The organism is Amycolatopsis vancoresmycina (genome assembly GCF_000716785.1).
GTDB lineage: Bacteria > Actinomycetota > Actinomycetes > Mycobacteriales > Pseudonocardiaceae > Amycolatopsis > Amycolatopsis vancoresmycina.
Genome location: NZ_JNYY01000004.1, coordinates 364,889 through 387,328 on the forward strand (window position 1 = coordinate 364,889; position 22,440 = coordinate 387,328).

25 protein-coding genes are annotated in these 22,440 nt (G+C 71.0%); 12 read left to right on the forward strand and 13 right to left on the reverse strand.

Annotated features, from left to right (window positions below; translation table 11 throughout):
* Positions 1-79 precede the first annotated feature (79 nt).
* Positions 80-667, forward strand: coding sequence for an acid phosphatase (locus OO60_RS11480; protein ID WP_003059810.1), 588 nt, complete (start codon positions 80-82; stop codon positions 665-667).
* A gap of 1 nt (position 668) precedes the next feature.
* Positions 669-1,151 carry a GNAT family N-acetyltransferase gene (locus tag OO60_RS11485; RefSeq protein ID WP_003059807.1) on the forward strand — a complete coding sequence of 161 codons (483 nt, stop codon included), beginning with the start codon at positions 669-671 and terminating at the stop codon, positions 1,149-1,151.
* 65 nt (positions 1,152-1,216) lie between these two features.
* Here OO60_RS11485 and OO60_RS11490 read toward each other — a convergent pair whose 3' ends face one another.
* The gene (locus OO60_RS11490) at positions 1,217-1,687 is read right to left on the reverse strand and encodes a hypothetical protein (protein WP_003059804.1); all 471 of its coding nucleotides are present in this window, start codon (positions 1,685-1,687) and stop codon (positions 1,217-1,219) included.
* Between the two features lie 313 nt (positions 1,688-2,000).
* Between OO60_RS11490 and OO60_RS11495 the strand changes: the two genes are divergently transcribed.
* Positions 2,001-2,927, forward strand: a complete 927-nt coding sequence (locus OO60_RS11495; RefSeq protein WP_033261351.1) for a diacylglycerol/lipid kinase family protein — start codon at positions 2,001-2,003, stop codon at positions 2,925-2,927.
* A gap of 271 nt (positions 2,928-3,198) precedes the next feature.
* On the forward strand, positions 3,199-3,453 hold the full coding sequence (locus OO60_RS11500; protein WP_003059797.1) for a WhiB family transcriptional regulator: 255 nt from the start codon (positions 3,199-3,201) through the stop codon (positions 3,451-3,453).
* A gap of 372 nt (positions 3,454-3,825) precedes the next feature.
* Here OO60_RS11500 and OO60_RS11505 read toward each other — a convergent pair whose 3' ends face one another.
* Positions 3,826-5,346, reverse strand: a complete 1,521-nt coding sequence (locus OO60_RS11505; protein WP_003059785.1) for a sensor histidine kinase — start codon at positions 5,344-5,346, stop codon at positions 3,826-3,828.
* A gap of 74 nt (positions 5,347-5,420) precedes the next feature.
* On the opposite strand from OO60_RS11505, the gene OO60_RS48410 reads away from it, so the two are divergent.
* A complete protein-coding gene (locus OO60_RS48410) occupies positions 5,421-5,495 on the forward strand; it encodes a 50S ribosomal protein bL37 (protein ID WP_098515123.1) in 75 nt (24 codons plus the stop codon).
* 64 nt (positions 5,496-5,559) lie between these two features.
* Here OO60_RS48410 and rsrA read toward each other — a convergent pair whose 3' ends face one another.
* Positions 5,560-5,880: a mycothiol system anti-sigma-R factor gene (gene rsrA / locus OO60_RS11515; protein WP_003059781.1), complete on the reverse strand. Its 321-nt coding sequence runs from the start codon at positions 5,878-5,880 to the stop codon at positions 5,560-5,562.
* A complete protein-coding gene (locus OO60_RS11520) occupies positions 5,877-6,500 on the reverse strand; it encodes a sigma-70 family RNA polymerase sigma factor (RefSeq protein WP_003059778.1) in 624 nt (207 codons plus the stop codon). Before OO60_RS11520 ends, rsrA begins: the two co-directional genes overlap by 4 nt.
* Positions 6,501-6,692: 192 nt before the next feature.
* Between OO60_RS11520 and ybaK the strand changes: the two genes are divergently transcribed.
* Positions 6,693-7,169 (forward strand): Cys-tRNA(Pro) deacylase, encoded by a 477-nt coding sequence (ybaK, locus tag OO60_RS11525; RefSeq protein ID WP_003059775.1) that lies wholly within the window; start codon positions 6,693-6,695, stop codon positions 7,167-7,169.
* A gap of 9 nt (positions 7,170-7,178) precedes the next feature.
* Here ybaK and OO60_RS11530 read toward each other — a convergent pair whose 3' ends face one another.
* Both OO60_RS11530 and OO60_RS11535 read right to left on the reverse strand, forming a co-directional pair.
* Positions 7,179-7,787: an alpha/beta hydrolase family protein gene (locus OO60_RS11530; protein WP_003059772.1), complete on the reverse strand. Its 609-nt coding sequence runs from the start codon at positions 7,785-7,787 to the stop codon at positions 7,179-7,181.
* Positions 7,784-8,542, reverse strand: coding sequence for an SOS response-associated peptidase (locus OO60_RS11535; protein WP_003059771.1), 759 nt, complete (start codon positions 8,540-8,542; stop codon positions 7,784-7,786). The genes OO60_RS11530 and OO60_RS11535 overlap by 4 nt, the downstream gene beginning before the upstream one ends.
* A 104-nt stretch (positions 8,543-8,646) precedes the next feature.
* Between OO60_RS11535 and rsgA the strand changes: the two genes are divergently transcribed.
* The 4 genes from rsgA to OO60_RS11555 all read left to right on the forward strand — a co-directional run bounded on the left by rsgA (position 8,647) and on the right by OO60_RS11555 (position 12,385).
* Positions 8,647-9,669: a ribosome small subunit-dependent GTPase A gene (gene rsgA / locus OO60_RS11540; RefSeq protein WP_003059769.1), complete on the forward strand. Its 1,023-nt coding sequence runs from the start codon at positions 8,647-8,649 to the stop codon at positions 9,667-9,669.
* Positions 9,670-9,771: 102 nt separating this feature from the next.
* Complete coding sequence (locus OO60_RS11545) at positions 9,772-10,668, forward strand: SCO4651 family lipoprotein (RefSeq protein ID WP_003059766.1); 897 nt, start codon at positions 9,772-9,774, stop codon at positions 10,666-10,668.
* A 70-nt stretch (positions 10,669-10,738) separates the two neighbouring features.
* The gene (locus OO60_RS11550) at positions 10,739-11,482 is read left to right on the forward strand and encodes an SCO4651 family lipoprotein (RefSeq protein WP_003059763.1); all 744 of its coding nucleotides are present in this window, start codon (positions 10,739-10,741) and stop codon (positions 11,480-11,482) included.
* 33 nt (positions 11,483-11,515) lie between these two features.
* Positions 11,516-12,385: an NAD-dependent epimerase/dehydratase family protein gene (locus tag OO60_RS11555; protein ID WP_033261299.1), complete on the forward strand. Its 870-nt coding sequence runs from the start codon at positions 11,516-11,518 to the stop codon at positions 12,383-12,385.
* 94 nt (positions 12,386-12,479) lie between these two features.
* Here the strand turns inward: OO60_RS11555 and OO60_RS11560 are convergent, their stop codons facing one another.
* The 3 genes from OO60_RS11560 to OO60_RS11570 form a co-directional block, all read right to left on the reverse strand.
* Complete coding sequence (locus tag OO60_RS11560) at positions 12,480-12,935, reverse strand: transposase family protein (RefSeq protein ID WP_081655724.1); 456 nt, start codon at positions 12,933-12,935, stop codon at positions 12,480-12,482.
* 148 nt (positions 12,936-13,083) lie between these two features.
* Positions 13,084-13,575, reverse strand: a complete 492-nt coding sequence (locus tag OO60_RS11565; protein ID WP_081655723.1) for a DUF6912 family protein — start codon at positions 13,573-13,575, stop codon at positions 13,084-13,086.
* Positions 13,572-14,978, reverse strand: a complete 1,407-nt coding sequence (locus OO60_RS11570) for a WS/DGAT/MGAT family O-acyltransferase (RefSeq protein ID WP_033261300.1) — start codon at positions 14,976-14,978, stop codon at positions 13,572-13,574. Before OO60_RS11570 ends, OO60_RS11565 begins: the two co-directional genes overlap by 4 nt.
* A gap of 34 nt (positions 14,979-15,012) precedes the next feature.
* On the opposite strand from OO60_RS11570, the gene OO60_RS11575 reads away from it, so the two are divergent.
* On the forward strand, positions 15,013-15,774 hold the full coding sequence (locus OO60_RS11575) for a TrmH family RNA methyltransferase (protein WP_003059751.1): 762 nt from the start codon (positions 15,013-15,015) through the stop codon (positions 15,772-15,774).
* Positions 15,775-15,777: 3 nt separating this feature from the next.
* On the opposite strand, the gene OO60_RS11580 is transcribed toward OO60_RS11575, so the two are convergent.
* A complete protein-coding gene (locus tag OO60_RS11580) occupies positions 15,778-16,152 on the reverse strand; it encodes an HAD-IA family hydrolase (protein WP_003059750.1) in 375 nt (124 codons plus the stop codon).
* Between the two features lie 197 nt (positions 16,153-16,349).
* Here OO60_RS11580 and OO60_RS11585 point away from each other — a divergent pair, with 197 nt between their 5' ends.
* Positions 16,350-16,796, forward strand: coding sequence for an Rv3235 family protein (locus OO60_RS11585; protein WP_003059747.1), 447 nt, complete (start codon positions 16,350-16,352; stop codon positions 16,794-16,796).
* A gap of 146 nt (positions 16,797-16,942) precedes the next feature.
* Here the strand turns inward: OO60_RS11585 and secA are convergent, their stop codons facing one another.
* The 3 genes from secA to OO60_RS11600 form a co-directional block, all read right to left on the reverse strand.
* On the reverse strand, positions 16,943-19,828 hold the full coding sequence (gene secA, locus OO60_RS11590) for a preprotein translocase subunit SecA (protein ID WP_033261301.1): 2,886 nt from the start codon (positions 19,826-19,828) through the stop codon (positions 16,943-16,945).
* Positions 19,829-20,034: 206 nt separating this feature from the next.
* Entirely contained in the window at positions 20,035-20,721 is a 687-nt protein-coding gene (gene hpf / locus OO60_RS11595) for a ribosome hibernation-promoting factor, HPF/YfiA family (protein ID WP_003085632.1), read from the reverse strand.
* Positions 20,722-21,724: 1,003 nt separating this feature from the next.
* Positions 21,725-22,363 carry a ComF family protein gene (locus OO60_RS11600; protein WP_003085623.1) on the reverse strand — a complete coding sequence of 213 codons (639 nt, stop codon included), beginning with the start codon at positions 22,361-22,363 and terminating at the stop codon, positions 21,725-21,727.
* Positions 22,364-22,440: the final 77 nt, after the last annotated feature.

Genomic DNA, 22,440 nt, shown 5'->3' on the forward strand with positions numbered 1-22,440 from the left:
GTCTCCTCGAACTAAGCTACCGTTCAGTAGCTAAGCAGACGGCCAGCCGCCGCGCAAACCGCCGGATATATTCGGGCGCGTGACCAACCGTCTCTTCCTCCTCCGGCACGGGCAGACCGAATGGTCGCTGAACGGGCGGCACACCGGCCGCACGGACATCCCGCTGACGCCGGCGGGCGAAGGCCAGGCGCGGGCCGCCGGCGGCACCCTCCGCAGCCTGGTGGGCGGCCCGTCGCTGGTGCTCTCGAGCCCGCGGGCCCGTGCCCTGCGCACGGCCGCGCTGGCCGGGCTGCGCGTCGACGACGTCACCGAAGACCTCGCCGAGTGGGACTACGGCGACTACGAAGGCGTCACCACGCCGAAGATCCGGGAGACCGTGCCGGGCTGGACGGTCTGGACCCACCCGATCCCCGGCGGCGAAAGCGCTTCGGACGTTTCCGCCCGCGCCGACCGCGTGCTGGACCGGGCCCGCCGCGACATCGAAGCCGGCGACGTGATCCTGGTCGGCCACGGCCACTTCAGCCGGGTCCTGGTCGCCCGCTGGCTCGGCCTGCCCGCTACCGCCGGCGTCCAATTCGGACTGGACGCGGCCGGCATCGCGGTGCTCGGCGACGAGCGCGGCGAACCCCAGATCGAACACCTCAACCTGCTGCCCGCGGAGGACTGACGTGCCCGACGACCGCATCCGCCGGATCCGCCCCGAAGACGTCGAGGCGGCCGTCGGCCTGGCCCACGAGCTGGCGGACTACGAGCGCGCGCCGGACGAGTGCCACCTGACGCCGGCACAGCTGCACGAGGCGCTGTTCGGCGCGGAGCCGAAGCTGTTCGGGCACGTGGCCGAAGTGGACGGCGAGGTCGTCGGCTTCGCGGTCTGGTTCCTCAACTTCTCGACCTGGCGCGGGGTGCACGGGATCTACCTGGAGGACCTGTACGTCCGGGAGTCCCAGCGCGGTTCGGGCCTGGGCAAGGCCCTGCTGGCGGCCCTGGCGGCGGAGTGCGTCGCGAACGGCTACGCGCGGCTCGAGTGGTCGGTACTGGACTGGAACCCAGCGACGGAGTTCTACAAGGCCCTCGGCGCGGTCCCGATGGACGAGTGGACGGTCAACCGCCTCACCGACGCGCCCCTGCAGGCCCTGGCCGCCCAGGCGTGACCCCACCGGTCGTGAGTGTTTAGGCGAGTTAGAACTCGCCTAAACACTCACGAGGCCGGAGCGGTTCAGTCTTCGTCGTGGCCTTCGCGCTCGGCGCGGCGGCCGGCGAGACCGCCGCGTTCGGCCGCCTCCGTCTCCGTCTCGCCTTCGCGCAGACCCAGCGCCCAGGCCCGCGACGGCCGCAGGAACAGCAGGACCAGGGCCACGATGCCCAGCAGTGCGATCGGCACGCCCCACAGCGGCTCGCCGGACGGGCCGAGCAGGTACCAGCCCAGGCCGATCACGATCAGCGCGATCACCACACCCGGCGAGCGCGCCCACGTCTGCCCGAGCACCAGCCCGCCCGACGCGGCCAGGAACGCCAGCGCGACCACGATGAACGTGCCCGACTCGACGAAGACGTTGTTGCCCGGCTGCGCGGGCGCGCCCAGGCCGTTCACCAGCACGATCACGCCGAACACCAGCAGGGCGAGCGACGGCACCGCGGTGACCGCGCCGGCCAGCCGGACCTCACGGGGAGCGGGCGAAAGCTTCACTGCGGGCCTTCCGGGAGCACTGTTTTCGGCGGCACAGTGGACTCCACCAGGGCGGGTCACCGTGCGTGAGGCTCCTCCGATCGTATGCCACCCGGTCGGCCGTTTTCCCGGGGCCGCCCGCGCGTCGAAAATCAAGATGTCGTCGATGAGCGGGCGGTCGGCCCGGGTGCACTTGTCACGACGAGCGGACACTCGCGCGTGAAGGAGGACCGCCCGGCACAGGGTCTCGAAGGTGCTGTTCCCCGGGGTTGCGCCCGTCACCATGCGGCGCCGGAAGGTTCTCGGGCCGCCGGAAGTCACTTACCCTGCGGTGGTGCGCGCAATCCTCGTGGTGAACCCCCAGGCGACCTCGACCACCGCCGGTGGCCGGGACGTGCTGGCGCACGCGCTGGCCAGCCAGGTGAAGCTCGACGTGGTCGAGACGGACTACCGCGGCCACGCGATGGCCGTCGCGCGCTCGGCCGCGCGGGACGGTATCGACCTGGTCGTGGCGCACGGCGGCGACGGCACGGTCAACGAGGTCGTCAACGGCCTGCTGGCCGACGCCGACGGCGACCCTGCCGAAATCGGGCCGGTACCGGCGCTGGGCGTGGTGCCCGGCGGATCGGCCAACGTCTTCGCACGAGCCCTCGGCATTTCCGCGGACTCCTTCGAGGCCACCCACCAGCTGCTCAACGCCCTGGAGAACGACCGCGCACGCCGGGTCGGGCTCGGCCTGGCCGACGGGCACTGGTTCACCTTCAACGCCGGGCTCGGCTGGGACGCCGACGTCGTCGGCCGGGTCGCCAAGCGCCGCGGCAAGCAGACCACGGCCGCCCTGTACATGCGGGCCGCCGTCCGCTCCTACTTCCGGCCGCCGCTGGGCAGGCCGGCCCTCACGATCCGCATCCCGGGCGAGGAACCCGCCGAAGCGTTGACCGCTTTCGTGTCGAACACCGATCCGTGGAGTTATTTGGGGGAGCGCGCGGTGCACCTCAATCCGGGTTGCTCGTTCGAGACGGGATTGGGTTTGTTCGCGTTGAACGGTCTGGGGTTGCCCACCGTGTTCAAGCATGTACGCCAAGCTTTGGCTACGAAGAGCAACCAGCGCGGCCGGCGTCTCGTGCGTCACGACGACGTGCCGATGATCCGCATCGACGCAGCTGAACCGGTAAACTTCCAGGTGGACGGCGACCTCGTCGGCCAGCGGACCAGGGTGGAATTCTTCAGCGTCCCGGATGCACTGTCGGTAATCGTGTGACGACGGGACCGCTGATCGCCTGCGGCAAAGTGATATCTGCCGTTCGTCGACGCAGAAGCTCCACTCAGCGCATCAGCCTTCCCTACGGGCGGCTGTTTCGGAGAGAAACCGCAGGTCAGAGGGGTCGCTCGGCCGGGTGACCTGACTCACCGATCTCCAAGAAACCCTTGTCGAAAGCGGTGCTTCGTGAAAGCATTCACAAGCACCCAAAAACGACCGCCATGACGACTGTGGCGCGGCCCTCCCGCGCCATATGAAGGAGCTCACGAACATGGACTGGCGCCACGACGCGGCCTGCCGAGACGAGGACCCCGAGCTGTTCTTCCCGGTGGGAACCAGCGGTCCGGCTCTGTCGCAGGTTACGCAGGCGAAGGCCGTGTGCCACCGCTGCACCGTTGCTTCCGACTGCCTGGCCTGGGCTCTGGCCAGCGGCCAGGACGCGGGCGTGTGGGGCGGTATGAGCGAGGACGAGCGACGCGCGCTCAAGCGCCGCCGTACGCACATCGGCACGCGTACCAACGCCTGAGTTTTACTGCTTGCACCACCCGAGCCGTGAAGGAAATTTCACCCGGCGGGCACTGCTGTGCCCTCCTCGCCTGGAGTGATACCTGCCCGGCTCAAGCCTAACAAGCGAGGCGAAACCACCTGGCAACGGGTGCGCTGAACCCTCATCGGGACTGAAAGTCCTCCCGCAAAACGTTGAACGGCCCGGCACCACGCACCTGGTGCCGGGCCTTCACCGTCTCGCCCCTTCAATCACGCGTGATGCCCCTCCGATCACGCGAGATCCGCATTCGCGCACACGAACCGACCCTCCAGGTACACGAGTCGTCCGCCTGGGTACGCGAGTCGTCCCTCCAGGTACGCGAGTCGTCCGTTTGCGTACGGCCGGCTCGGGTCAGAGGCGACGCGAGAGCGGGATCCGCAGCGCGGCTTCCGTCCCCGACACCCGCGGCGACGACGCCTCCGTGCGCACCTTCCGCAGCGAAAGCGACCCCCGCAGCTCCGACTCCACCAGCGTCCGCACGATCTGCAGGCCGAGACCGTCCGACCGCTCCAGCGAGAACCCCGACGGCAGGCCACGCCCGTTGTCGCGGATCACGACGTCCAGCCAGCGGGCCGACCGCTCCACGATCAGCTCGACCTTGCCCGACCGGCCCGCCGGGAACGCGTGCTCGATCGCGTTCTGCACCAGCTCGGCCAGCACCATCACCAGCGGCGTCGCGATCTCCGCGACCACCACCCCGAACGAGCCCTTCCGCGACAGCCCGACCTGCGACTCCGCCGTCGCCACCTCGCCGACCATCGGCAGCACGTTGTCGAGCAGCTTGTCGAGGTCGACGCGCTCGTCCACCGAGATCGACAGCGCCTCGTGCACCAGCGCGATCGACGTCACCCGGCGCACCGACTCCGCCAGCGCCAGCCGCGCCTCCTCCGACGACGTCCGCCGCGACTGCAGCCGTAGCAGCGCCGCCACCGTCTGCAGGTTGTTCTTCACCCGGTGGTGGATCTCCCGGATCGTCGCGTCCTTCGACAGCAGCGCCCGGTCCCGCCGTTTCACCTCGGTGACGTCGCGGACCAGCACCAGCGCGCCCGCCGCCTGGCCCGCCGGCCGCAGCGGCAGCGCCCGGAACAGCACGACGGCGCCGCGTCGCGAATCGGCCTCCGTGCGGCTCGACGGCTTCCCGTCGAGGGCCTCGATGATCCGGTGGGACACCTCGGTCGCGTCGAACGGGTCGCGGATCAGCGACCGCGTCAGCGGCGCCAGGCGCGTTCCGACCAGGTCGGATTCGTGCCCCATCCGGTGGTAGGCGGACAACCCGTTCGGGCTCGCGAACACGACCGTGCCGCTCGAGTCGAGGCGGATCAGCCCGTCCCCCACCCGCGGTGACGTGTGGGTGTCGGTCGCGTTGGTGCCGTTCGGCGGGAACGTGCCGTCGACGATCATCTGGCACAGGTCGCCGGCACTGCCCAGGTACGCGATCTCCAACGGCGACGGCACGCGCGGCGCCGCCAGGTTCGTCTCGCGGCTCATCACCGCGATCACCTGGTCGTGGAACCGGACCGGGATGGCCTCGCGCCGCATCGGCAGGTCGCGGTACCAGTGCGGGTCCTCTTCGCGGCAGATCCGGACCTCACGCATGGCCTTCGCCAGCTGCGGGTGCTCGTCGACGGTGAACCGCGTGCCGACGACGTCCTCCGGGTGCGCGGTGGGCGCCGTCGTCGGGCGCGCGTGCGCGACGCAGACGAAGTCGCCGCCGTCGGGCTGCAGTTCCTCGGTCACCGGGACCCAGAGCAGGAAGTCCGCGAACGACAGGTCGGCCAGCAGCTGCCACTCGGCGACGACGGTCTGCAGGTGGTCCGCGGCCTCACCGGGGAGGCCGGTGTTGTCGGCGAGCAGTTCGGCGAGCGTGGACACGTCCCCCATCCAACCAGAACGGGACGTCATGACACACTTGAGAGGTTGACCAGCTTTGACGACGAGGAGTGAGCATGTCGAAGCGCGCCCGCAAGCGTCGCGACCGGAAGAAGAACGGCGCGAACCACGGCAAGAAGCCCAACGCCTGATCCGGCGTCCGGCATGACGAAGGCCCCCACCCGATCGAGTGGGGGCCTTCGTCGTGCTCGGGCGCTACTCGGAGCGCTGCTCGAGGGTGATCTCGGTGCGTTCCACGGTGACGCCGCCGCGGGTGGCGACGGTCTGGCGGATCGACGCGCGCAACCGGCTCTTCAGCTCGGCCGGGGCGTGGTCGCCGCCGCACTTGCGGGCCAGCAGCTGCTTGATGTGCTCGTCGATGCCGTACTCCTCGAGGCACGGCGGGCAGTCCTCGATGTGGGCGCGCAGCGCGGCGTCCCGCTCGGGGCTGCACTCGCGGTCGAGCAGCAGGTAGATGTCGGCGAGCGCCTCTTCGCAGCGGACCTTGTCGGACGCGCCCTCGCACATGTCGTTCATCGCCCGGCCACCTCCTCCTTGGCCCCCCGGATGAAGCCGCGCTCCCGCGCGACGTCGGCGAGCAGGTCGCGCAGCTGCGCGCGGCCGCGGTGCAGGCGGGACATCACGGTGCCGATGGGCGTGTCCATGATCTCGGCGATCTCCTTGTACGCGAAGCCCTCGACGTCGGCCAGGTAGACGGCCAGCCGGAACTCCTCGGGCAGCTTCTGCAGGGCGGCCTTGACGTCGGTGTCGGGGAGGTTGTCCATCGCCTCCACCTCGGCCGACCGCAGCCCGCTCGAGGTGTGGCTCTCCGCCTTGGCGATCTGCCAGTCGGTGATCTCCTCGGTGGGCGCCTGCACGGGCTGCCGCTGCCGCTTGCGGTAGCCGTTGATGTAGGTGTTGGTCAGGATGCGGTACATCCACGCCTTGAGGTTCGTCCCCGCCTTGAAGGAGGCGAACGCGGCGTAGGCCTTCAGATAGGTCTCCTGGACCAGGTCCTCGGCATCGGCGGGGTTGCGGGTCATCCGCATCGCGGCCGAGTACAGCTGGTCGAGCAGCGGCATCGCGTCCCGCTCGAAGCGCTCGGCGCGCTCCGCCTCGGTCGCTTCTTCCGGCGCTGAGTTCTGCGTGCTCGGCAAACCGTTCCCTTCCCGCTCGGCGTCGATGCGCGTGCGCGCATACGGCGGACCCGAGTTTACGCGGGGACCGGGCACGCCGCGGTTCGCCGGTGCCTCGGGACGGCGGCGGCTGCGAGAGCGTGTGGTGGCGAGCGTTGTGGTCACGCCCCGTACAACCGATCGGGGGGATCGGGCATTCCCTAGACTTCCGCCATGGCTGGCAAGGGCACCCCGGCGACGGCGCTGTTGACGAAGCAGAAAGTGGCGCACGAGCTGCACGCGTACGACCACGACCCGCGGGCGGAGTCGTACGGGTTGGAGGCGGTGGAGGCGCTGGGCCTGGACCGCGCACGGGTGTTCAAGACGCTGGTGGCGGAGGTGGACGGCCGGCTGGTGGTCGGCGTGGTGCCGGTCACGGGACAGCTGGACTTGAAGGCTTTGGCGGCCGCGGCGGGCGGCAAGAAGGCGAAGATGGCGGACCCGGCGGCGGCCCAGCGGGCGACGGGGTACGTGCTCGGCGGGATCTCGCCGCTGGGGCATCGCAGCCGGCTGCCGGTGGTGATCGACGCGTCGGCCGAGGGATTCGAGACGGTGTTCTGCTCGGCCGGGCGGCGGGGGTTGGAGGTGGAGCTGGCGCCGGCTGAGCTGATCCGGCTGACCGGGGCCGTGGTGGCGCCGATCGCGGCCTGAGCTGCGGGATCAGGCCAGCGGCCGCAGCACCCGCGACAGCCACTCCGTCGCCGCCCGGGACACCGACTCCAGGTCCGCCGACAGGTTGTGGTCCCCGTCGACCACGACGACCTCGTGGTGCGGTCCCGCCGCGGGCCGACCGAACGGGTCCCGCGCCCCCTGCACCACCAGCACCGGCACCTCGACCGCGTCCAGCTCCGGCTGGCGCGTCTTCTCCGGCTTGCCCGGCGGGTGCTCCGGGAACGCCAGGCACAGCACCGCCACCGCCTGCCCGGCGGCAGCCGTCCGGCACGCCACCCGGGCCCCCGACGAGCGGCCGCCGAACACGAACGGGAGGTCGTCGAAGCGCTCCGACAGCTCGTCCGCCACCGTCAGCCAGGCCGTGTCCAGCTGGTTCGCCGGGGCGGGTGCGCGGCGGCCCGCCACCCGGTACGGCTGCTCCACCAGCGCCACGTGGACGCCGGCCGTCTGGGCCGCGCGGGTCACCTCCACCAGGTCCTTCGCGCCGAGGCCGCCGCCCGCGCCGTGGCCGAGCATCAGCACCGCCGTGCCCTCCTCGGCGCAGTGCAGGTAGACCCGCGCCGGGCCGTAGGCGGTTTCGACCGGGATCGCCGTCATGACTTCGGCATGTCGAACAGGGCGCCCTCGTGCGCCGGGTCGACGCGCTCCAGCAGCTCGGGGCCGTTGTTGCGGACGTTGTTCACGCGGGTCGAGATCGGCCGCAGCTCCAGCGACGCCACGATGTCCTCCGGCGTCGGGACCAGCAGGTCGGTGACGTCCTCGCGGTCCGGGTCGAGCCAGCCGTCCCAGTGGGAGCGGGGCACGATCAGCGGCATCCGGTGGTGGACGTCGGTGAGCTGGCCCGCCGCATCGGTCGTGATGATCGAGAACGTGATCAGCGGCGCCGCGTCGTCGTCATCCTTCGGCCGCCAGGTCTCCCAGATGCCGCCGAACGCGATCGACGAATCGTCGGGAGAAGTCATGTAGAACGGCTCCTTCTCCTTGCCCGTGCGGCGCCACTCGAACCAGCCGTCGGCCGGCACCAGGCAGCGGCGCGACACCAGCGCGCGGCGGAAGGCCGGCTTCTCGGCCGCCGTCTCGGCGCGCGTGTTGATCATCCGCGAGCCGACCGACGGGTCCTTGGCCCAGAACGGCACCAGGCCCCAATTCATCATCCGCAGCGAGCGCTCGGCCGGCTCGTCCTCGAGGACCTGGCCGTCTTCGTCACGCGGGTGCCGCTGCACGACCGTGACGACGTTCTTCGTCGGCGCCACGTTGTGGTCGGCGCGCGCGTGGCCTTCGGTGAGGTCGATCGCGTCGAACTCCTCGATCAGCTTCGCCGGGTCCTTCGTGGCGGCGTAGCGGCCGCACATAGCGCCTCCTCTTGCCGGATGAGCCATCGTTACACGCTGGCCAGGGCCCTGGCGAGCGGCGTGGGATCATTCGGGTGGGCACCGGCGCACGAGAGGACGAGGGTTTGGCGCGCAACGACTGGAGCAAGCTGGACGAGTCCGACGTCCGCGTGCGTCCGGGCAAGGGCAGCCGGCCCCGCAGCAAGCGCCGTCCCGAGCACGCCGACGCCGTCACGGCCATGGTCATCGGCAAGGACCGCGGCCGCTGGACCTGCGCGATCGACGCCGATCCGGGCCAGGTGATCACCGCCATGCGGGCCCGCGAGATGGGCCGGACCCCGGTGGTCGTCGGTGACCGCGTCGGCATCGTCGGGGACGTCTCCGGCAAGCCGGACACGCTCGCGCGGATCGTCCGGGTCGACGACCGCACCAGCTCTCTGCTGCGCACGGCCGACGACACCGACCCGTACGAGCGGCTGGTCGTCGCCAACGCCGAACGCCTGCTGATCGTCACCGCGCTGGCCGACCCGCCGCCGCGCACCGGCTTCATCGACCGCTGCATCGTCGCCTGCTACGCCGGCGGCGTCGAGCCGGTCCTGTGCCTGACCAAGGCCGACCTGGCCAGCCCGGACGAGCTCCTGGCCGGCTACGCGGGCCTCGACATCCCGGCGATCGTGACCCGGTTCGACGAGGAACCCGAGGGCCTCGCCGAAATGCTGAAAGACCGGGTGACGGCGCTGGTCGGGCACTCCGGCGTCGGCAAGTCCACGCTGGTCAACCGCCTGGTGCCGGACGCCGAACTGGCCACCGGCGTGGTGAGCGCGGTCGGCAAGGGGCGGCACACGTCCGTCGCGGCGGTGGCGCTGCCCCTGCCGGACGGCGGCTGGGTCATCGACACGCCCGGCGTGCGGTCGTTCGGGCTCGCCCACGTCACCGCGGACGACATCGTGGCGGCCTTCGAGGAGTTCGCCGAAGCCGCCGAGGAGTGCCCGTCGGGCTGCGGGCATCTGGGCCCGCCCGAGGACCCGGACTGCGCGCTCGACGACGTCGTCACCGACGGCACGGCGAGCCCCGAGCGCCTCGCGTCGCTGCGGCGCCTGCTGGCCTCCCGTGGCGGTCACGATGTGACCCGCACCACAGATTCCTGAGACAACCGGGAACCGACCGGGGATCGTCACCGTCACAGGTGTAATTATTCGCCCGTTCGGGCGATATGCCGAGCGGACCATCCGACTCTGAGGGGAATTTCGATGCGCAAGACCACCTTGGTCGCCGCGGGCGCCGCGCTGGTGCTCACGCTGACCGCGTGCAGTGGCAACTCCGCCACCGGCACCGCCCAGCCGGCGGCCGCGGGCGGCCAGTCCCAGTCCGACGGCGGCAGCAAGGGCCTCGCGTCCCCGTTCACCGACGCGATCCAGCTGGCGTCGGCGTCCAAGCAGGGCACCGAGAAGTCCAAGTCGGCGAAGTTCACCATGGAGGGCGCCGCCGGCGGCCAGACGATGACCGCGACCGGCGCGATGGCGTTCGACGGCGCGGACACGAAGTTCTCCATGACGAGCACCGCGGCCGGCCAGACCACCGAGATGCGCATGGTGGACAAGGTCATGTACATCAAGCTGCCCGCCGAAGAGCAGAAGCAGATGGGCACCGACAAGGCGTGGGCCAAGATCTCGGCCGACGGCACGGACCCGGTTTCGCAGGCGCTGGGCGGCGCGCTGTCGCAGTCGGCGGAGCAGAGCGACCCGGGCAAGATGCTCGACCAGATCTCCAAGACCGGCCGGATCATCTCGTCCGACCAGACCGAGCTGAACGGCGAGCAGGTCAACCACTACAAGGTGGAGCTCGACGTCGCCAAGGCCGTCGACCAGTTCACCGGCCAGGTGCCGGCCGCGGCGCGCGACAAGCTCACCGAGATGCTCAAGGGCAAGGACATCAAGATCCCGGCCGAGCTGTGGCTGAACAAGGACAACCTGCCGGTGCAGGTCACCATGGACCAGGGGCCGATGATGCAGGCGCTGGGCGCGCCGGCCGGCGACGCGAAGTTCACGATGAAGTACAGCGACTGGGGCACCCAGGTCGACGTGACGGCCCCGCCGGCCGACCAGGTCGTCGACCTCGGCGAGCTGATGAAGAAGGCCGGTCGCTGACCGCACGACGCTGAGTAGCGGCGGCTCCCCCGAACGAGTTCGGGGGAGCCGCTGTGTTTTTGTTGTCGCCATGCGCAAAGCCGCCGTGGTGCTGCTGGCCGCCCTGCTCGCCGGCGCGTGTTCCGAGCCGCCGCGACCACCGGCGTTCGACGACGCGCGGGCACTGGCCGACGCCGCCACGGCGGCCACGACGAGCGGCGGCTCGGCGAAGTTCGGCACGGACGTCGCCGTCGGCTCGGTCCGGTCGAAGGGCCAGGGCCAGGCGCGGTTCGGGGCCGGCGGAACGGCCCAGGTGATGACGACGGACTTCCTCGGCGAGCCGATGGAGCTGCGGGCGGTGGGCGGCAAGCTGTACGCGAAGGTGCCGGAAGGCTCGCGCGACGAGGTCGGCGCGGGAAAGCCGTGGATCGTGGTCGCGGCGGACGGCACGGACCCGTTCTCCCAGGTCCTCGGCGGCAGCCTCACCCAGCTGACCACGCAGAACGACCCGGCGCACACGCTGGGCGAGATCCGGACGGCGGGCACGATCGTCGCGGCGGAGCGGGGCCGGCTGAACGGCGTGGCGGCGGAGCACTACCGCGTCGACCTCGACCCGGCCCGCCTGGGCACCGACCTGCCGGCGGGCCTGCCCCCGGGCGCGGCGACCGGCAAGTTCCCGGTGGAACTGTGGCTCGACGAGACGCACCGGCCACTGCAGATCGTCCTCGACCTCTCGCCGATCCTGCCGGGCGCCGAGGCGCGCATCACCACGCGGTATTCGGACTGGGGCGCCCCGGTCGACGTCCAGCCGCCACCGGCGGGCGAGGTGGGGTAGTCACGTTTCCGCCCGCTGCCTCGTCCGGTCGGCATGCGAGTACTGGTGATCGGGGCGACGGGCGTATTGGGCGGGCCGGCGGTGGCGAAGCTGCTGGCGGCGGGGCACGAGGTGAGCGGCTTGGCGCGCTCGGCCGAGCGGGTGCAGGCGACGGGCGCAAAACCGGTGATGGGCGACCTGTTTTCGGTCGAATCGCTGGTCACGGCGTTGCGCGGGCACGACGCGGTGCTGAACCTGGCGACGCGAATCCCCCGGAAGATGACGAGCAAGACGGCGTGGGCGGCGAACGACCGGGTCCGCATTGAGGGCAGCGCGACGCTGGCGGCGGCGGTCCGGCAGGTCGAAGCGGTGCGAACGGTGGTCCAGGAGGGCATCTCGTTCGGGTACGCCGACGGCGGCGACGCTCTGCTGAAGGAGGACGCTCCCCTGCGCCCGGGGGTGGTGACGGCATCATCGGAGGTGGCGCACGAGAACGTGGCGGCGCTGACGGACCGGACGGTGGTCAGGCTCCGGATCGGCCTGCTGGTGGGCTCGGACCCGATGACATCGGCCCTGCTGGCCGCGGCCCGCCGCGGAGCCCCGCTGATCATCGGCGCACGGGAGGACTGGACAACAGCAATCCACCCAACCGACGCGGCGGCTGCCGCGGCGGCGGCTTTGGGGGCGCCTTCCGGGGTTTACAACGTGGGGGCGCCACCGGTGCGGAAGGGCGAGCTGGGAGCGGCGATGGCCGCGGCTGCTGGGGTGCGGCGGGCGCGGGCGTTGCCTAAGTGGCTGGTTTCGCGGATCCCGCTGGCGGAGCCGATGGGGCGGTCGCAGCGGGTGGATTCGGGGAAGCTGATGGCGGCGACCGGGTGGCGGTGTGAACGGCCGGTGCCGGGACCTGAGTGGTTCGCGGAGTGACAAGCCCTGCGTTTTGCGGCCCGACCCGGCCCTAAGACCCAATCAGACAGGGCCGCCCTTTCCGGCAGGGTTCCGGCAAAGTCGTTTGTGCTGGTCATGCGGGGATTCCGAAGAGGGTGAGTGGCCGAGTGGTGTCTCGGGCCATGGGTCGCGGTGCTGCGGCGATGCTGCTGTGGCCCGTGTCGCGCAGGGCGCTGATGGCGAGGTTGCGGAGGGTGGCCATGGCGCGGGGCCGGTGCGGGTGCGGGATGCGTCTTCGCGGTAGGCTGCCGTCCACCGCGATCGCTGCGGGAGTGTGGGTGGTGCCGTTGTTCCAGCCGATGATTGCGACGTTGAGGTTGTCGCCGTCGATGTCGCAGAGCACTCGCCGGATGGTGGTTTCCTCCGGGGGAACGTGCCGGTTGCGGTGGGGATCGAACCGGGTGCCGAGCCGGGCCAGCACCCGTTGTGGTGCGTCGGCAGCCCATTCCCCGATCGCGGTGAATGACTGCGCGCCCGCAGCGGCTGCGGCCAGGACCAGGACCAGGACCAATGCCAGCGGATGCCGCACCCCGCGCCGCGCCTACCAGCAGCCCTAAGACCAACTAGACAGCCCCCGCCCTCCACGGGGGGCGTCCCAAGTCCAGTCTATCGGCCCCCACCGACAGCAACCCCGCCTCAACGCCAGTTGTCCACAGGTGTCCCCACCTGTGGACAACTCAGAGCAGTTCCAGCAAGAACGGCAGTTCCTGCGGCGCATACCAAGCCAGCTCATGGTCCTCGGCATCGCCCAAGGTGAACTCCGCGTCCGGGTCGCCCAGGTCCGCCGCGTCGATCACCGCCGCCGCCGCTGACACCGCCTCCGCTGCCTCGGGTGCGTCCACGTGGATTGCCGCCACCGCCGACAGCGGGATCGGGCCGCCGATGCGGACCACCGGGGCGTCCAGGTCCGGGCGCAACGTCACGCCCGCCACGTCCGCCGACACCACCACGCGGCGTGGCTCGCCCTTCTCCTCCGCCGCGATCAGGCGCAGGGATGCCCGGGCCGCGTCCAGCAGCGCCGCGTACTCCAGTTCCTCGTCCGAACCGCTCACGTACGCCTCGCGCAACGCCGGCGTCAGCGCGAACGCCGTGCCGCTGCGGGCGCGGAACTCCCCCGAGGACTCGAGGTCGCGAAGCATCGCGATGGTCGCAGGCAGATAGACCCTCACCAGTGCGCACCCTTCAGCTCTTCCAGGGACTCTTCGATCATCCCGGCCACCAGATCCACGTCGAACGCGGCCTTGCGGTCGCCGTTGAGTCCGAAGTAGACGCCGCCGTGGTAGGACGTCACCCCGATCGCCAGCGCCTGCGTGCGCATCAACGGCATCACCGGGAACATCTCGACCAGTCTGGCCTCTCCCGCGTACATCGGCACCTGCGGGCCCGGTGAATTCGTCACCATGACGTTGAAGATGCGCCCGGACAGCGACCCCGCCGCCCGCGCGCCGAGCGAATGGAGCGTAGCCGGGGCGAAGCCGCCCACCTTGAGCAGGCCGCGCGCGGCGACCGAGCGGCCCGAATCGAGGTGCTCGGCCATCGCGTGGCCGATGTGCTGCAGCCTCAGGACCGGGTTCGGCTCGCCGACCGGCAGGTCCACCAGGTACGCCGCCACCTGGTTGCCGACCAGGGCCGGCGTCGAGAACTCCGCCGTCTCGGCGTCGCGCACCGCCAGCGGGACCAGTGCGCGGATCGTCGTGTTCGGCGTCAGCTGCTCCTCGCGCGAGAGCAGCCACTCGCGCAGCGCGCCCGTGATGGCGGCGAGGACGACGTCGTTGACCGTGCCGCCGTGCGCCGCGCGGATCTTGCGGAAGTCCTCCAGGCGCGTGCGCACCACCGCGAACACGCGGCCGCCCGACACCCGGACGTTCAGCGGTCCCGGCGGCGCCGGGCTCACCAGCGTGCGCAGCGTCGACGCCACCCCGCCGACCGTCTCGGCGAACTTGCCCGCCGCCGCGAACGCGTCGTTCGCCGCCGACCGGACGTTCTCCACCACCTCGCCCGGCCGCTGGACGCCCTCGCTGATCGCGTCGAGCACCAGCTGGGTGCGGCTCGGCTCGCGGCGCGGGGTCCAGATGTCCTCGAACGGCTCCGGCTCGGCCGGCGTCGCGTCGAGGATGAGCTGGCCGAGGTCGATCGTGCCGACACCGTCCACAACGGACTGGTGGGTCTTCGTCACCAGCGCCACCCGGTCACCGGCCAGCCCCTCGATGAAGTACGCCTCCCAGAGCGGCCGCTCCGGCGCCAGCCGCCGGGACATCAGCCGCGCGACCAGGTCGAACAGCTGCTCGTCGCTGCCCGGCTGGGGCAGCGCCGAACGCCGGACGTGGTAGTTCAGGTCGAAGTCGACGTCGTCCACCCACACCGGGCGCGCCAGGTGACCCGGCACCTCCAGCACTCGCTGCCGGTACCGCGGCAGGTACGCCAGCCGCCCGCCGACGAGGTCGACCAGCTGCGCGTAGCTGAACCCGGACCGCGGCCGCTCGAAGATCGCCACCCCGCCGACGTGCATCGGCGTCGCGTGGTCCTCGAGGTAGAGGAACGAGGCGTCCAGCGCGGAAAGGCGGTCGGGCATGGGCCGATCCTTTCATGGTGCGAGACTGCGGGGTGTGGGTGATGAGTCGACTATCTCGCCGAAGGACCGCTTCCTGACCGTCTACGGCCGGAAGCCGGTGCTCGAGGCGCTGGCGGACGCCGGTCTGCGCGTGGACAAGGTGATCCTCGCCGATACCGCCCGCGGCCCCGGTGCGGCGGAGATCCAGCGGGCCGCGAAGGCCGCAGGTGTGCCGGTGCAGCGCGCCAGCGCCCACCGGGTCAAGGTCCTCGCCGGCAACGGCAAGCAGGACCAGGGCGTGCTCGCCGACGTCGTCGCGCCGCGGATGCGAGCGCTTTCCGCCGCGCTGGCCGACCGGCGCCCGCCGTCGCGGGTGCTGCTGCTGGACGGCATCACCACGCCGGCGAACGTCGGCATGATCCTGCGGACGGCGACCGCGGCCGGGCTGGACGGCGTGATCGTGCCCCGGCGCGGCGTCGCGGCGCTGGACCCGCTGGTCGTCAAGGCGTCGGCCGGGGTGGCGTTCCGCGCGCCGGTGCTGCGCTGCGGGTCGGCGCGGGAGGCCGCCGAAGAGCTCACCGAGGCCGGCTACGGCGTCTACGCGCTGGGCGCGTCGGCGAAGACCACGGTGTTCGACGTGGACCTGCCGCAGCGCGCCGCGTTCGTCCTCGGCGGCGAGACCGCCGGGGTCGGGCCGGAGGTCGGCGAGCTCGTCACGGAGTGGCTGTCGATCCCGATGCCGGGTGACGCCGAGTCGCTGAACGTCTCGGCCGCCGCCGCGGTGCTGTCGTTCGAGCTGGTCCGCCGCGCGCGCTGACCCTCACCCGTCGGGGAACAGCACGGCGAGCTCCTCCAGCGTCTCGCCGACCGACCGGTGCTGCACCCCGATCATGCCCGCCTGGACGGCGCCGCGGATGTTCGTCGCGGAGTCGTCGACGAACGCGCAGACCGCCGCGGGCAGCCCGAGCCGGTCGGCCGCGATCAGGTAGACCGCCGGGTCGGGTTTGGCCACGCCGACCTCGCCGGAAAACACCAGCGCGTCGAAATAGTCGAACATCGTGTTCTTGACCTCGTCCGACGCCCCGGGCGCGTTGGACAGCAGCGCGGTGCGGACGCCGCGCTCGCGGGCGGCCGCCAGATAGTCGTAGAACCGGCCTGCGTCGGGATCGGTGAGAACTCCGGCGAAATCGACCAATAGCCCTTTCAGCACCCGGCACACCATAGCCGGGGCGGCAACGCGGTGTCTCGCAGTGCGCAACAACGCCGGTCGGACTTACCGCATCGGCCACGTGCAATCCACGTCTTCCGGGGTTCTCGCCCTGATCGAGCGATTCCGGTGTCCTTTTCGGCCTGTTCCCACTCCAAGGGAATGCGAGTCAGGAAGGGGAGAAAATGATCGAGGAACACCGCTTGCGAACGCTGGCCGACTACGAAGTGCCACGCCTCGGGGAACAATCGGTGACCCCGCCGGATCACCGCCGCGGCCGGTGGCCGTCGCCGAGGCAGCTCGACGCGGGCGAGGTGGGCCACCTGCTGAACACGCTGCTGGAGGCCTACGACGGCCGCCGCCCGGCGGCGCAGGTGCGGGCGCTGGTGGCCCCGGCGGTCTACGCGGGACTCAGCGGGCCACGCCTGCCACGCCCACGCCACCGGACGCAGACCGTCCACACGTGCACCCCGGCACCGGACGTGGTCGAGGCGTGCGCGCGCGTGGAGGCGGACGGCCGGTCGTTCGCGCTGGCGGCCCGCTTCACCCGCACGCCGACGGGCTGGCGGTGCGAGCGCTTCGCGCTGTTGAGGCCACAGCAGCCGGGCCAGCCGAGCCGGCGAGCGGCGTGAGGCGGGTGCGCGGTGCTCGCTCACCGCCGGGCACCGTGCCGCACCGTCCACATCGGTGCGGCGGAAATCCCCTGCGGCACCCTGTCACGTCCGGGGACGAAAACGGGGCGCGCGAACCTGCCGCGCGCCCCGTTCGTTCTCGTCTGTCAGCGACGCGGGCCCTTCTTGCCCTTCTTCGCCGCGTCGCGCTGCGCGGCGCGACGGTCCCGGCGGGTACCTCCGGCGCCGCCGCCCGCGGGGCGTGCGCCGCCCTCGGCGTGGGACTCGACCTCGCCGTCCTCGCCCGGGCCGGACAGCGTCATGCCCGACGGCTGACCGCCGCCGCCGAGGCCCTTGCCGCGCAGGGCCGCCGGGACCGACTCGGTGTCCGTCGTCGGCGGCTGCGGCGGTGCCGGACGCGCGTGGCGGCCCTCGGTCGCCTGGCCGTTGCCCGTCGGGACGCCCGTGGGCAGCGCCGACGCGGCCTCGGCCGGCGGGGCTTCCGCGCGCTCGACCTGCAGGTTGAACAGGAAGCCGACGGCCTCCTCCTTCAGCGAGTCCAGCATCGCGCGGAACATGTCGAAGCCCTCGCGCTGGTACTCGATCAGCGGGTCGCGCTGCGCCAGCGCCCGCATGCCGATGCCCTGCTTGAGGTAGTCCATTTCGTACAGGTGCTCGCGCCACTTGCGGTCGAGGACCGTCAGCATCACCTGGTGCTCCAGGGTCCGCATGCCCTCCGGGCCGACGAGCGCGTTGATCTCCTCTTCGCGCTTGTCGTACGCGTGGCGGGCGTCCTCGAGCAGCGCCTCGCGCAGGCCGCTCGCGTCGAGGTCGCCGTCCTCCACCAGGTCGTCCCACTCGATGCTGACCGGGTAGAGCTGCTTCAGCGCCGACCACAGCTTCTCGTGGTCCCAGTCCTCGGCGTAGCCGTTGGCCGTCGCGCCGTCCACATAGGCGTTGACGACGTCCTCGAGCATGCCCTCGATCTGGTCGCGCAGGTTCTCGCCGGCCAGGACGCGGTGGCGCTCGGCGTAGATCACCTTGCGCTGCTCGTTCATGACCTCGTCGTACTTGAGGACGTCCTTGCGCTGCTCCATGTTGATCTGCTCGACCTGGGTCTGCGCGCTCTTGATGGCCTTGGAGACCATCTTGTGCTCGATCGGCACGTCGTCGGGCAGGCGCATGGTCGTCATGACGCGCTCGACCATGGTCGCGTTGAAGCGGCGCATGAGCTCGTCACCGAGCGAGAGGTAGAAGCGGGACTCGCCCGGGTCGCCCTGACGGCCGGACCGGCCGCGCAGCTGGTTGTCGATGCGGCGCGACTCATGCCGCTCGGTGCCCAGGACGTACAGACCGCCGGCCTCGCGGACCTCTTCGCCTTCGGCCTTCGACTCCGCCTTGACCTGCTCCAGGACCTCGGGCCAGGCGGCCTCGTACTCCTCGGAGTGCTCGACCGGGTCCAGGCCGCGCTCGCGCAGCACCTGGTCGGCGATCAGGTCCGGGTTGCCGCCGAGCACGATGTCGGTACCGCGGCCCGCCATGTTCGTGGCGACCGTGACCGCGCCCTTCTGGCCGGCGCGCGCGACGATCAGCGCCTCGCGGTCGTGGTGCTTCGCGTTCAGCACCTCGTGCGGGACGCTCAGCTTCACCAGCAGCTTCGACAGGTGCTCGGACTTCTCGACGCTCGTGGTGCCGACCAGGACCGGCTGGCCCTTCTCGTGCCGCTCGGCGATGTCCTCGGCGACGGCCTCGAACTTGGCCTGCTCGGTCTTGTAGATCAGGTCGGCCTGGTCGACGCGGATCATCGGCCGGTTCGTCGGGATCGGCACCACACCCAGCTTGTAGGTCTGGTGGAACTCCGCGGCCTCGGTTTCGGCCGTACCGGTCATGCCGGAAAGCTTTTCGTAAAGCCGGAAGTAGTTCTGCAGCGTGATCGTGGCCAGCGTCTGGTTCTCGGCCTTGATCTCGACCTTTTCCTTGGCCTCGATCGCCTGGTGCATGCCCTCGTTGTAGCGGCGGCCGTGCAGGATGCGCCCGGTGAACTCGTCGACGATCATGACTTCGCCGTTGCGGACGATGTAGTCCTTGTCGCGGTGGAAGAGCTCCTGGACCTTCAGCGCGTTGTTCAGGTACCCGACCAGCGGGGTGTTCGCGGCCTCGTACAGGTTGTCGATGCCGAGCTGGTCCTCGACGAACCGGACGCCCTTCTCGGTGACGGCGACGGTGCGCTTCCGCTGGTCGACCTCGTAGTGGTACTTCGAGTTGATCAGGTTCGTCTTCTCGACCCGCTCACGCGAGCCCATCGTGGTGGTGTCGATGCCCTGCATCAGCGGCGCGAGCCGGGCGAACTCGACGTACCAGCGCGACGACTGGTCGGCCGGGCCGGAGATGATCAGCGGCGTCCGGGCCTCGTCGATGAGGATCGAGTCCACCTCGTCGACGATGGCGAAGTTGTGCCCGCGCTGCACGCAGTCGTCGAGGCTCCACGCCATGTTGTCGCGCAGGTAGTCGAAGCCGAACTCGTTGTTCGTGCCGTAGGTGATGTCGGCGTTGTACTGGGAGCGCCGCACGTCCGGCTGCTGCTCCGAGAGGATGACGCCGACCTCGAGACCGAGGAAGCGGTGGATGCGGCCCATCCACTCCGAGTCGCGCTTGGCCAGGTAGTCGTTCGTCGTGACGACGTGGACGCCCTTGCCGGGGATCGCGTTCAGGTAGGCGGGGAGGACGCAGGTGAGCGTCTTGCCCTCGCCGGTCTTCATCTCGGCGACCTGGCCGAGGTGCAGGGCCGCACCGCCCATCAGCTGGACGTCGAAGTGCCGCTGGCCCAGCACCCGCTTGGCCGCTTCCCGGACGACCGCGAAGGCCTCCGGGAGCAGGTCGTCGAGGGATTCGCCGTCGCTGTTCCGCTTGCGGAACTCCTCGGTCTTGGCCCGCAGCTCGGCGTCGGTCAGGTCCTTGACGTCGTCTTCGAGGGTGTTGATGTGATCGGCGATGTTGCGCAGCCGCTTCACCATCTTGCCCTCACCCGCGCGGAGCAGGCGGTTCAGCACCATCCGGTCGACCTCACTAGCTGAATATGAGCGCGCCCAGGCCGGTCCCGGGCAGGTTCTCCCGCGGTGGCGGCCGTGTTCGGCGCCACCTTCCCACCCCCATCGTAGGGAACGGTGGCGCTCGTGTGCACACGCCGTACGTCCTGACATGCGGAAGACCCGCACGCAAGCGCGTGCGGGCCCTCCGGCTGACCTCCCTTTTACCCGGCTCAGCCGAGCCGGATGACGCCGTAGTCGAAGCCTTTCCGCCGGTAGACCACGCTGGGCCGGCCCGCGTCGGAGTCGTTGAAGAGGTAGAAGTCGTGGCCGACCAGCTCCATCTCGTAGAGAGCCTGGTCCACCGTCATGGGTTCCGCGGTGTGCTGCTTCTCGCGAACGACGCGGCCGGGCTGGTGACCCAGGTCGTCGTCGGCCCAGCTCTGCTGCTGGGGCAGGTGGAATTCTTCGGCACTCGCGAAGCCGTTCGTCTGCGGTTCGGCTTCGGGTGCGTCCAACACCGCGGTACGCGCGGCGGGACTGGCTGCGGCCGGGGATCCACCACCCGGCAGTGCCGAGGTCGCTTCGGCGACCGATTCCGGGCGGCTGCGGCCGTAGTGCACGCGCCTCCGGTCGTGTGTCCTCCGCAGCCGGTTTTCCAGCTTGGTGACTGCGGAATCGAGCGCCGCGTAGAAGTCGGCGGCACACGCTTCGGCGCGTACGGCCGGGCCTCGCCCCTTTCCGGTGATTTCGACGCGCTGGCAGCTCTTGGCCTGGCGCCGGTTGGGTTCGTGGAACAGTTCCACGTCGTACCGGATGACTTTCCTGTCGTAGCGCTCGAGACGGGCCAGCTTTTCGCTGACGAGTGCCCGGTAGTGGTCGGGCACCTCCACGTTGCGGCCCTTAACGACGATGTCCATACACGACCTCCCTCGCTGAGATGACTGCGAGCTGTTGTGTTCACACACGGCGCCGGTATTGCGGGGACGTAAGCCCGGATCGCGGGCTGAGAAGGAACTCGGGACGGATCACGACGTCTCGTGCCGGTGACCGAGCGCGGACTCAGCGCACCTCCGGCGCCAGGGACATGGGCTCGTCACCTCCCTGCCTGCGGGGATTGCTGATTGCGGAGCACGTTAGCTTCCTCACGCCCGTTACAACAGCCCCCGAGCCGGGGGATGTCAGGGGATGGGACTCGGTCACCCCGCGCAGTGATCGCGGGGCGGGCACCACAAAACACCCGCTGGTCGGACGCGCCGCGGTGGCCGTGCTTTCACACGGACGGCGCACTGGTGTTCCCGGGTGGACGCCGAGGGTGACAGCCCGGTCTCCCGCAGCCGCCACTCCGGTGGAGTGGTGTGGCGGCCGGGTGGTGATGATCGGCACCCTCATGCCCGGACAACGGCCGCCGGTCCGTTCGCGTTCCCGGTTGATGTCACTCGTGTAGGTGACGCGGGGGTCACCCGGGCGCGCGGGGTGGGGTGGATTGTGGGCTCGACCTGGGCGGGGATTGGTGGGTGGGGGCTTTTGGCGGGGGTGGCGCGGAACCGGTACCACGGTGGTTCGGGGTGTGCGGGCGTGTGGTTGGGGTGAGGTGGTGTGGCCCGGCGATGGTTCGGGGCGGGCTGGCCGGTTCGAGGGGTGGGTTGGCGCTGGGGCTTGGGCAGCACGATGAAGGGGCGCGGCGAGGCCGCCCGGCGCGAGGGTCCGGGTTGTCGCTGCGGGACCGGGCAGCACGCTGACCGGGCACGGCGAGCCCACCACCCGAGGCGGCGGCCGTCACCCCGTTGAGCGGGCGAAGCAAGACCGCCCGGCTCGGGGCCGCGAGCTGTCACATGATCGGCCGGCGTGCGCTCCTGCCGTCGAAGGGCCACAGTGGTGGTATGGATCGCTCCTTCCCATGCCTCGGGAAGCTCGCCCGGTTCAGCCGGCTGCGAGCAGGGTCAGGACGGCGGAGACCGTAAATCCCTCCGCCGCCAGCGCTCGGGTGCAGGCCGCTGCCGTGGCTCCGGTGGTGACCACGTCGTCCAGCACCACGATCGGCACGCCCGGTGGCGGCCGCCCCGCCTCGCGGAACCGCAAGCGGCCCGTGAGGTTGGCCATGCGCTGCTCGCGGCTCAAGCCGACCGCATCGCGGGCTCCGGCAGCCAACTCAAGGGCCGGGGCCACCACTACCTCGATGCCCCGGGCCGCCAGCACCCTCGCCGCGGCGTTGGCTAGGCGCTCGACGTGGGGGCCACCCCGCACCCGTGCGGCCGACCGGCGGCTGGGCGCCGGGACCAGACACAACGCCCGGTCCGGAACCTCGGCAGCCGATCGGCGGCTCGCTGGGGCCGCGCAGATCGCCCGAGCCGGGACCTGCACGGCCAACGGCAGGACCGTGGCATGGGGAGCCGCCCGGTCGACCGGCGGACCGCCCACCTCCAGCGGCAGCTCGACGAGGGCCTCCGCCAGCACCCTCCCCAGCGACGGCGCCAGATCGCGACGCCCCCGCTCCTTGAACGCGATCAGCAACTTCCGCCCCACCCCGCGGTACCGGGCCAGCGCGAACACCCGCACCACCCCCGCCGTCGGCGCGCGTGACACCTCCCTGGCCGCGCCCCAAACACCCTCACACCGCGCACAACACGGCTCCCCGC

Excerpts from the sequence above, each read along its gene's own strand:
- OO60_RS11500 (WP_003059797.1), top strand. The coding sequence starts at position 3,199 with ATGGACTGGCGCCACGACGCGGCCTGCCGAGACGAGGACCCCGAGCTG.
- rsrA (WP_003059781.1), bottom strand. The coding sequence starts at position 5,880 with ATGAACGACATGTGCGAGGGCGCGTCCGACAAGGTCCGCTGCGAAGAG.
- ybaK (WP_003059775.1), top strand. The coding sequence starts at position 6,693 with ATGGCTGGCAAGGGCACCCCGGCGACGGCGCTGTTGACGAAGCAGAAA.
- OO60_RS11530 (WP_003059772.1), bottom strand. The coding sequence starts at position 7,787 with ATGACGGCGATCCCGGTCGAAACCGCCTACGGCCCGGCGCGGGTCTAC.
- OO60_RS11535 (WP_003059771.1), bottom strand. The coding sequence starts at position 8,542 with ATGTGCGGCCGCTACGCCGCCACGAAGGACCCGGCGAAGCTGATCGAG.
- OO60_RS11545 (WP_003059766.1), top strand. The coding sequence starts at position 9,772 with ATGCGCAAGACCACCTTGGTCGCCGCGGGCGCCGCGCTGGTGCTCACG.
- OO60_RS11550 (WP_003059763.1), top strand. The coding sequence starts at position 10,739 with ATGCGCAAAGCCGCCGTGGTGCTGCTGGCCGCCCTGCTCGCCGGCGCG.
- OO60_RS11555 (WP_033261299.1), top strand. The coding sequence starts at position 11,516 with ATGCGAGTACTGGTGATCGGGGCGACGGGCGTATTGGGCGGGCCGGCG.
- OO60_RS11570 (WP_033261300.1), bottom strand. The coding sequence starts at position 14,978 with ATGCCCGACCGCCTTTCCGCGCTGGACGCCTCGTTCCTCTACCTCGAG.
- OO60_RS11585 (WP_003059747.1), top strand. The coding sequence starts at position 16,350 with ATGATCGAGGAACACCGCTTGCGAACGCTGGCCGACTACGAAGTGCCA.
- secA (WP_033261301.1), bottom strand. The coding sequence starts at position 19,828 with ATGGTGCTGAACCGCCTGCTCCGCGCGGGTGAGGGCAAGATGGTGAAG.
- hpf (WP_003085632.1), bottom strand. The coding sequence starts at position 20,721 with ATGGACATCGTCGTTAAGGGCCGCAACGTGGAGGTGCCCGACCACTAC.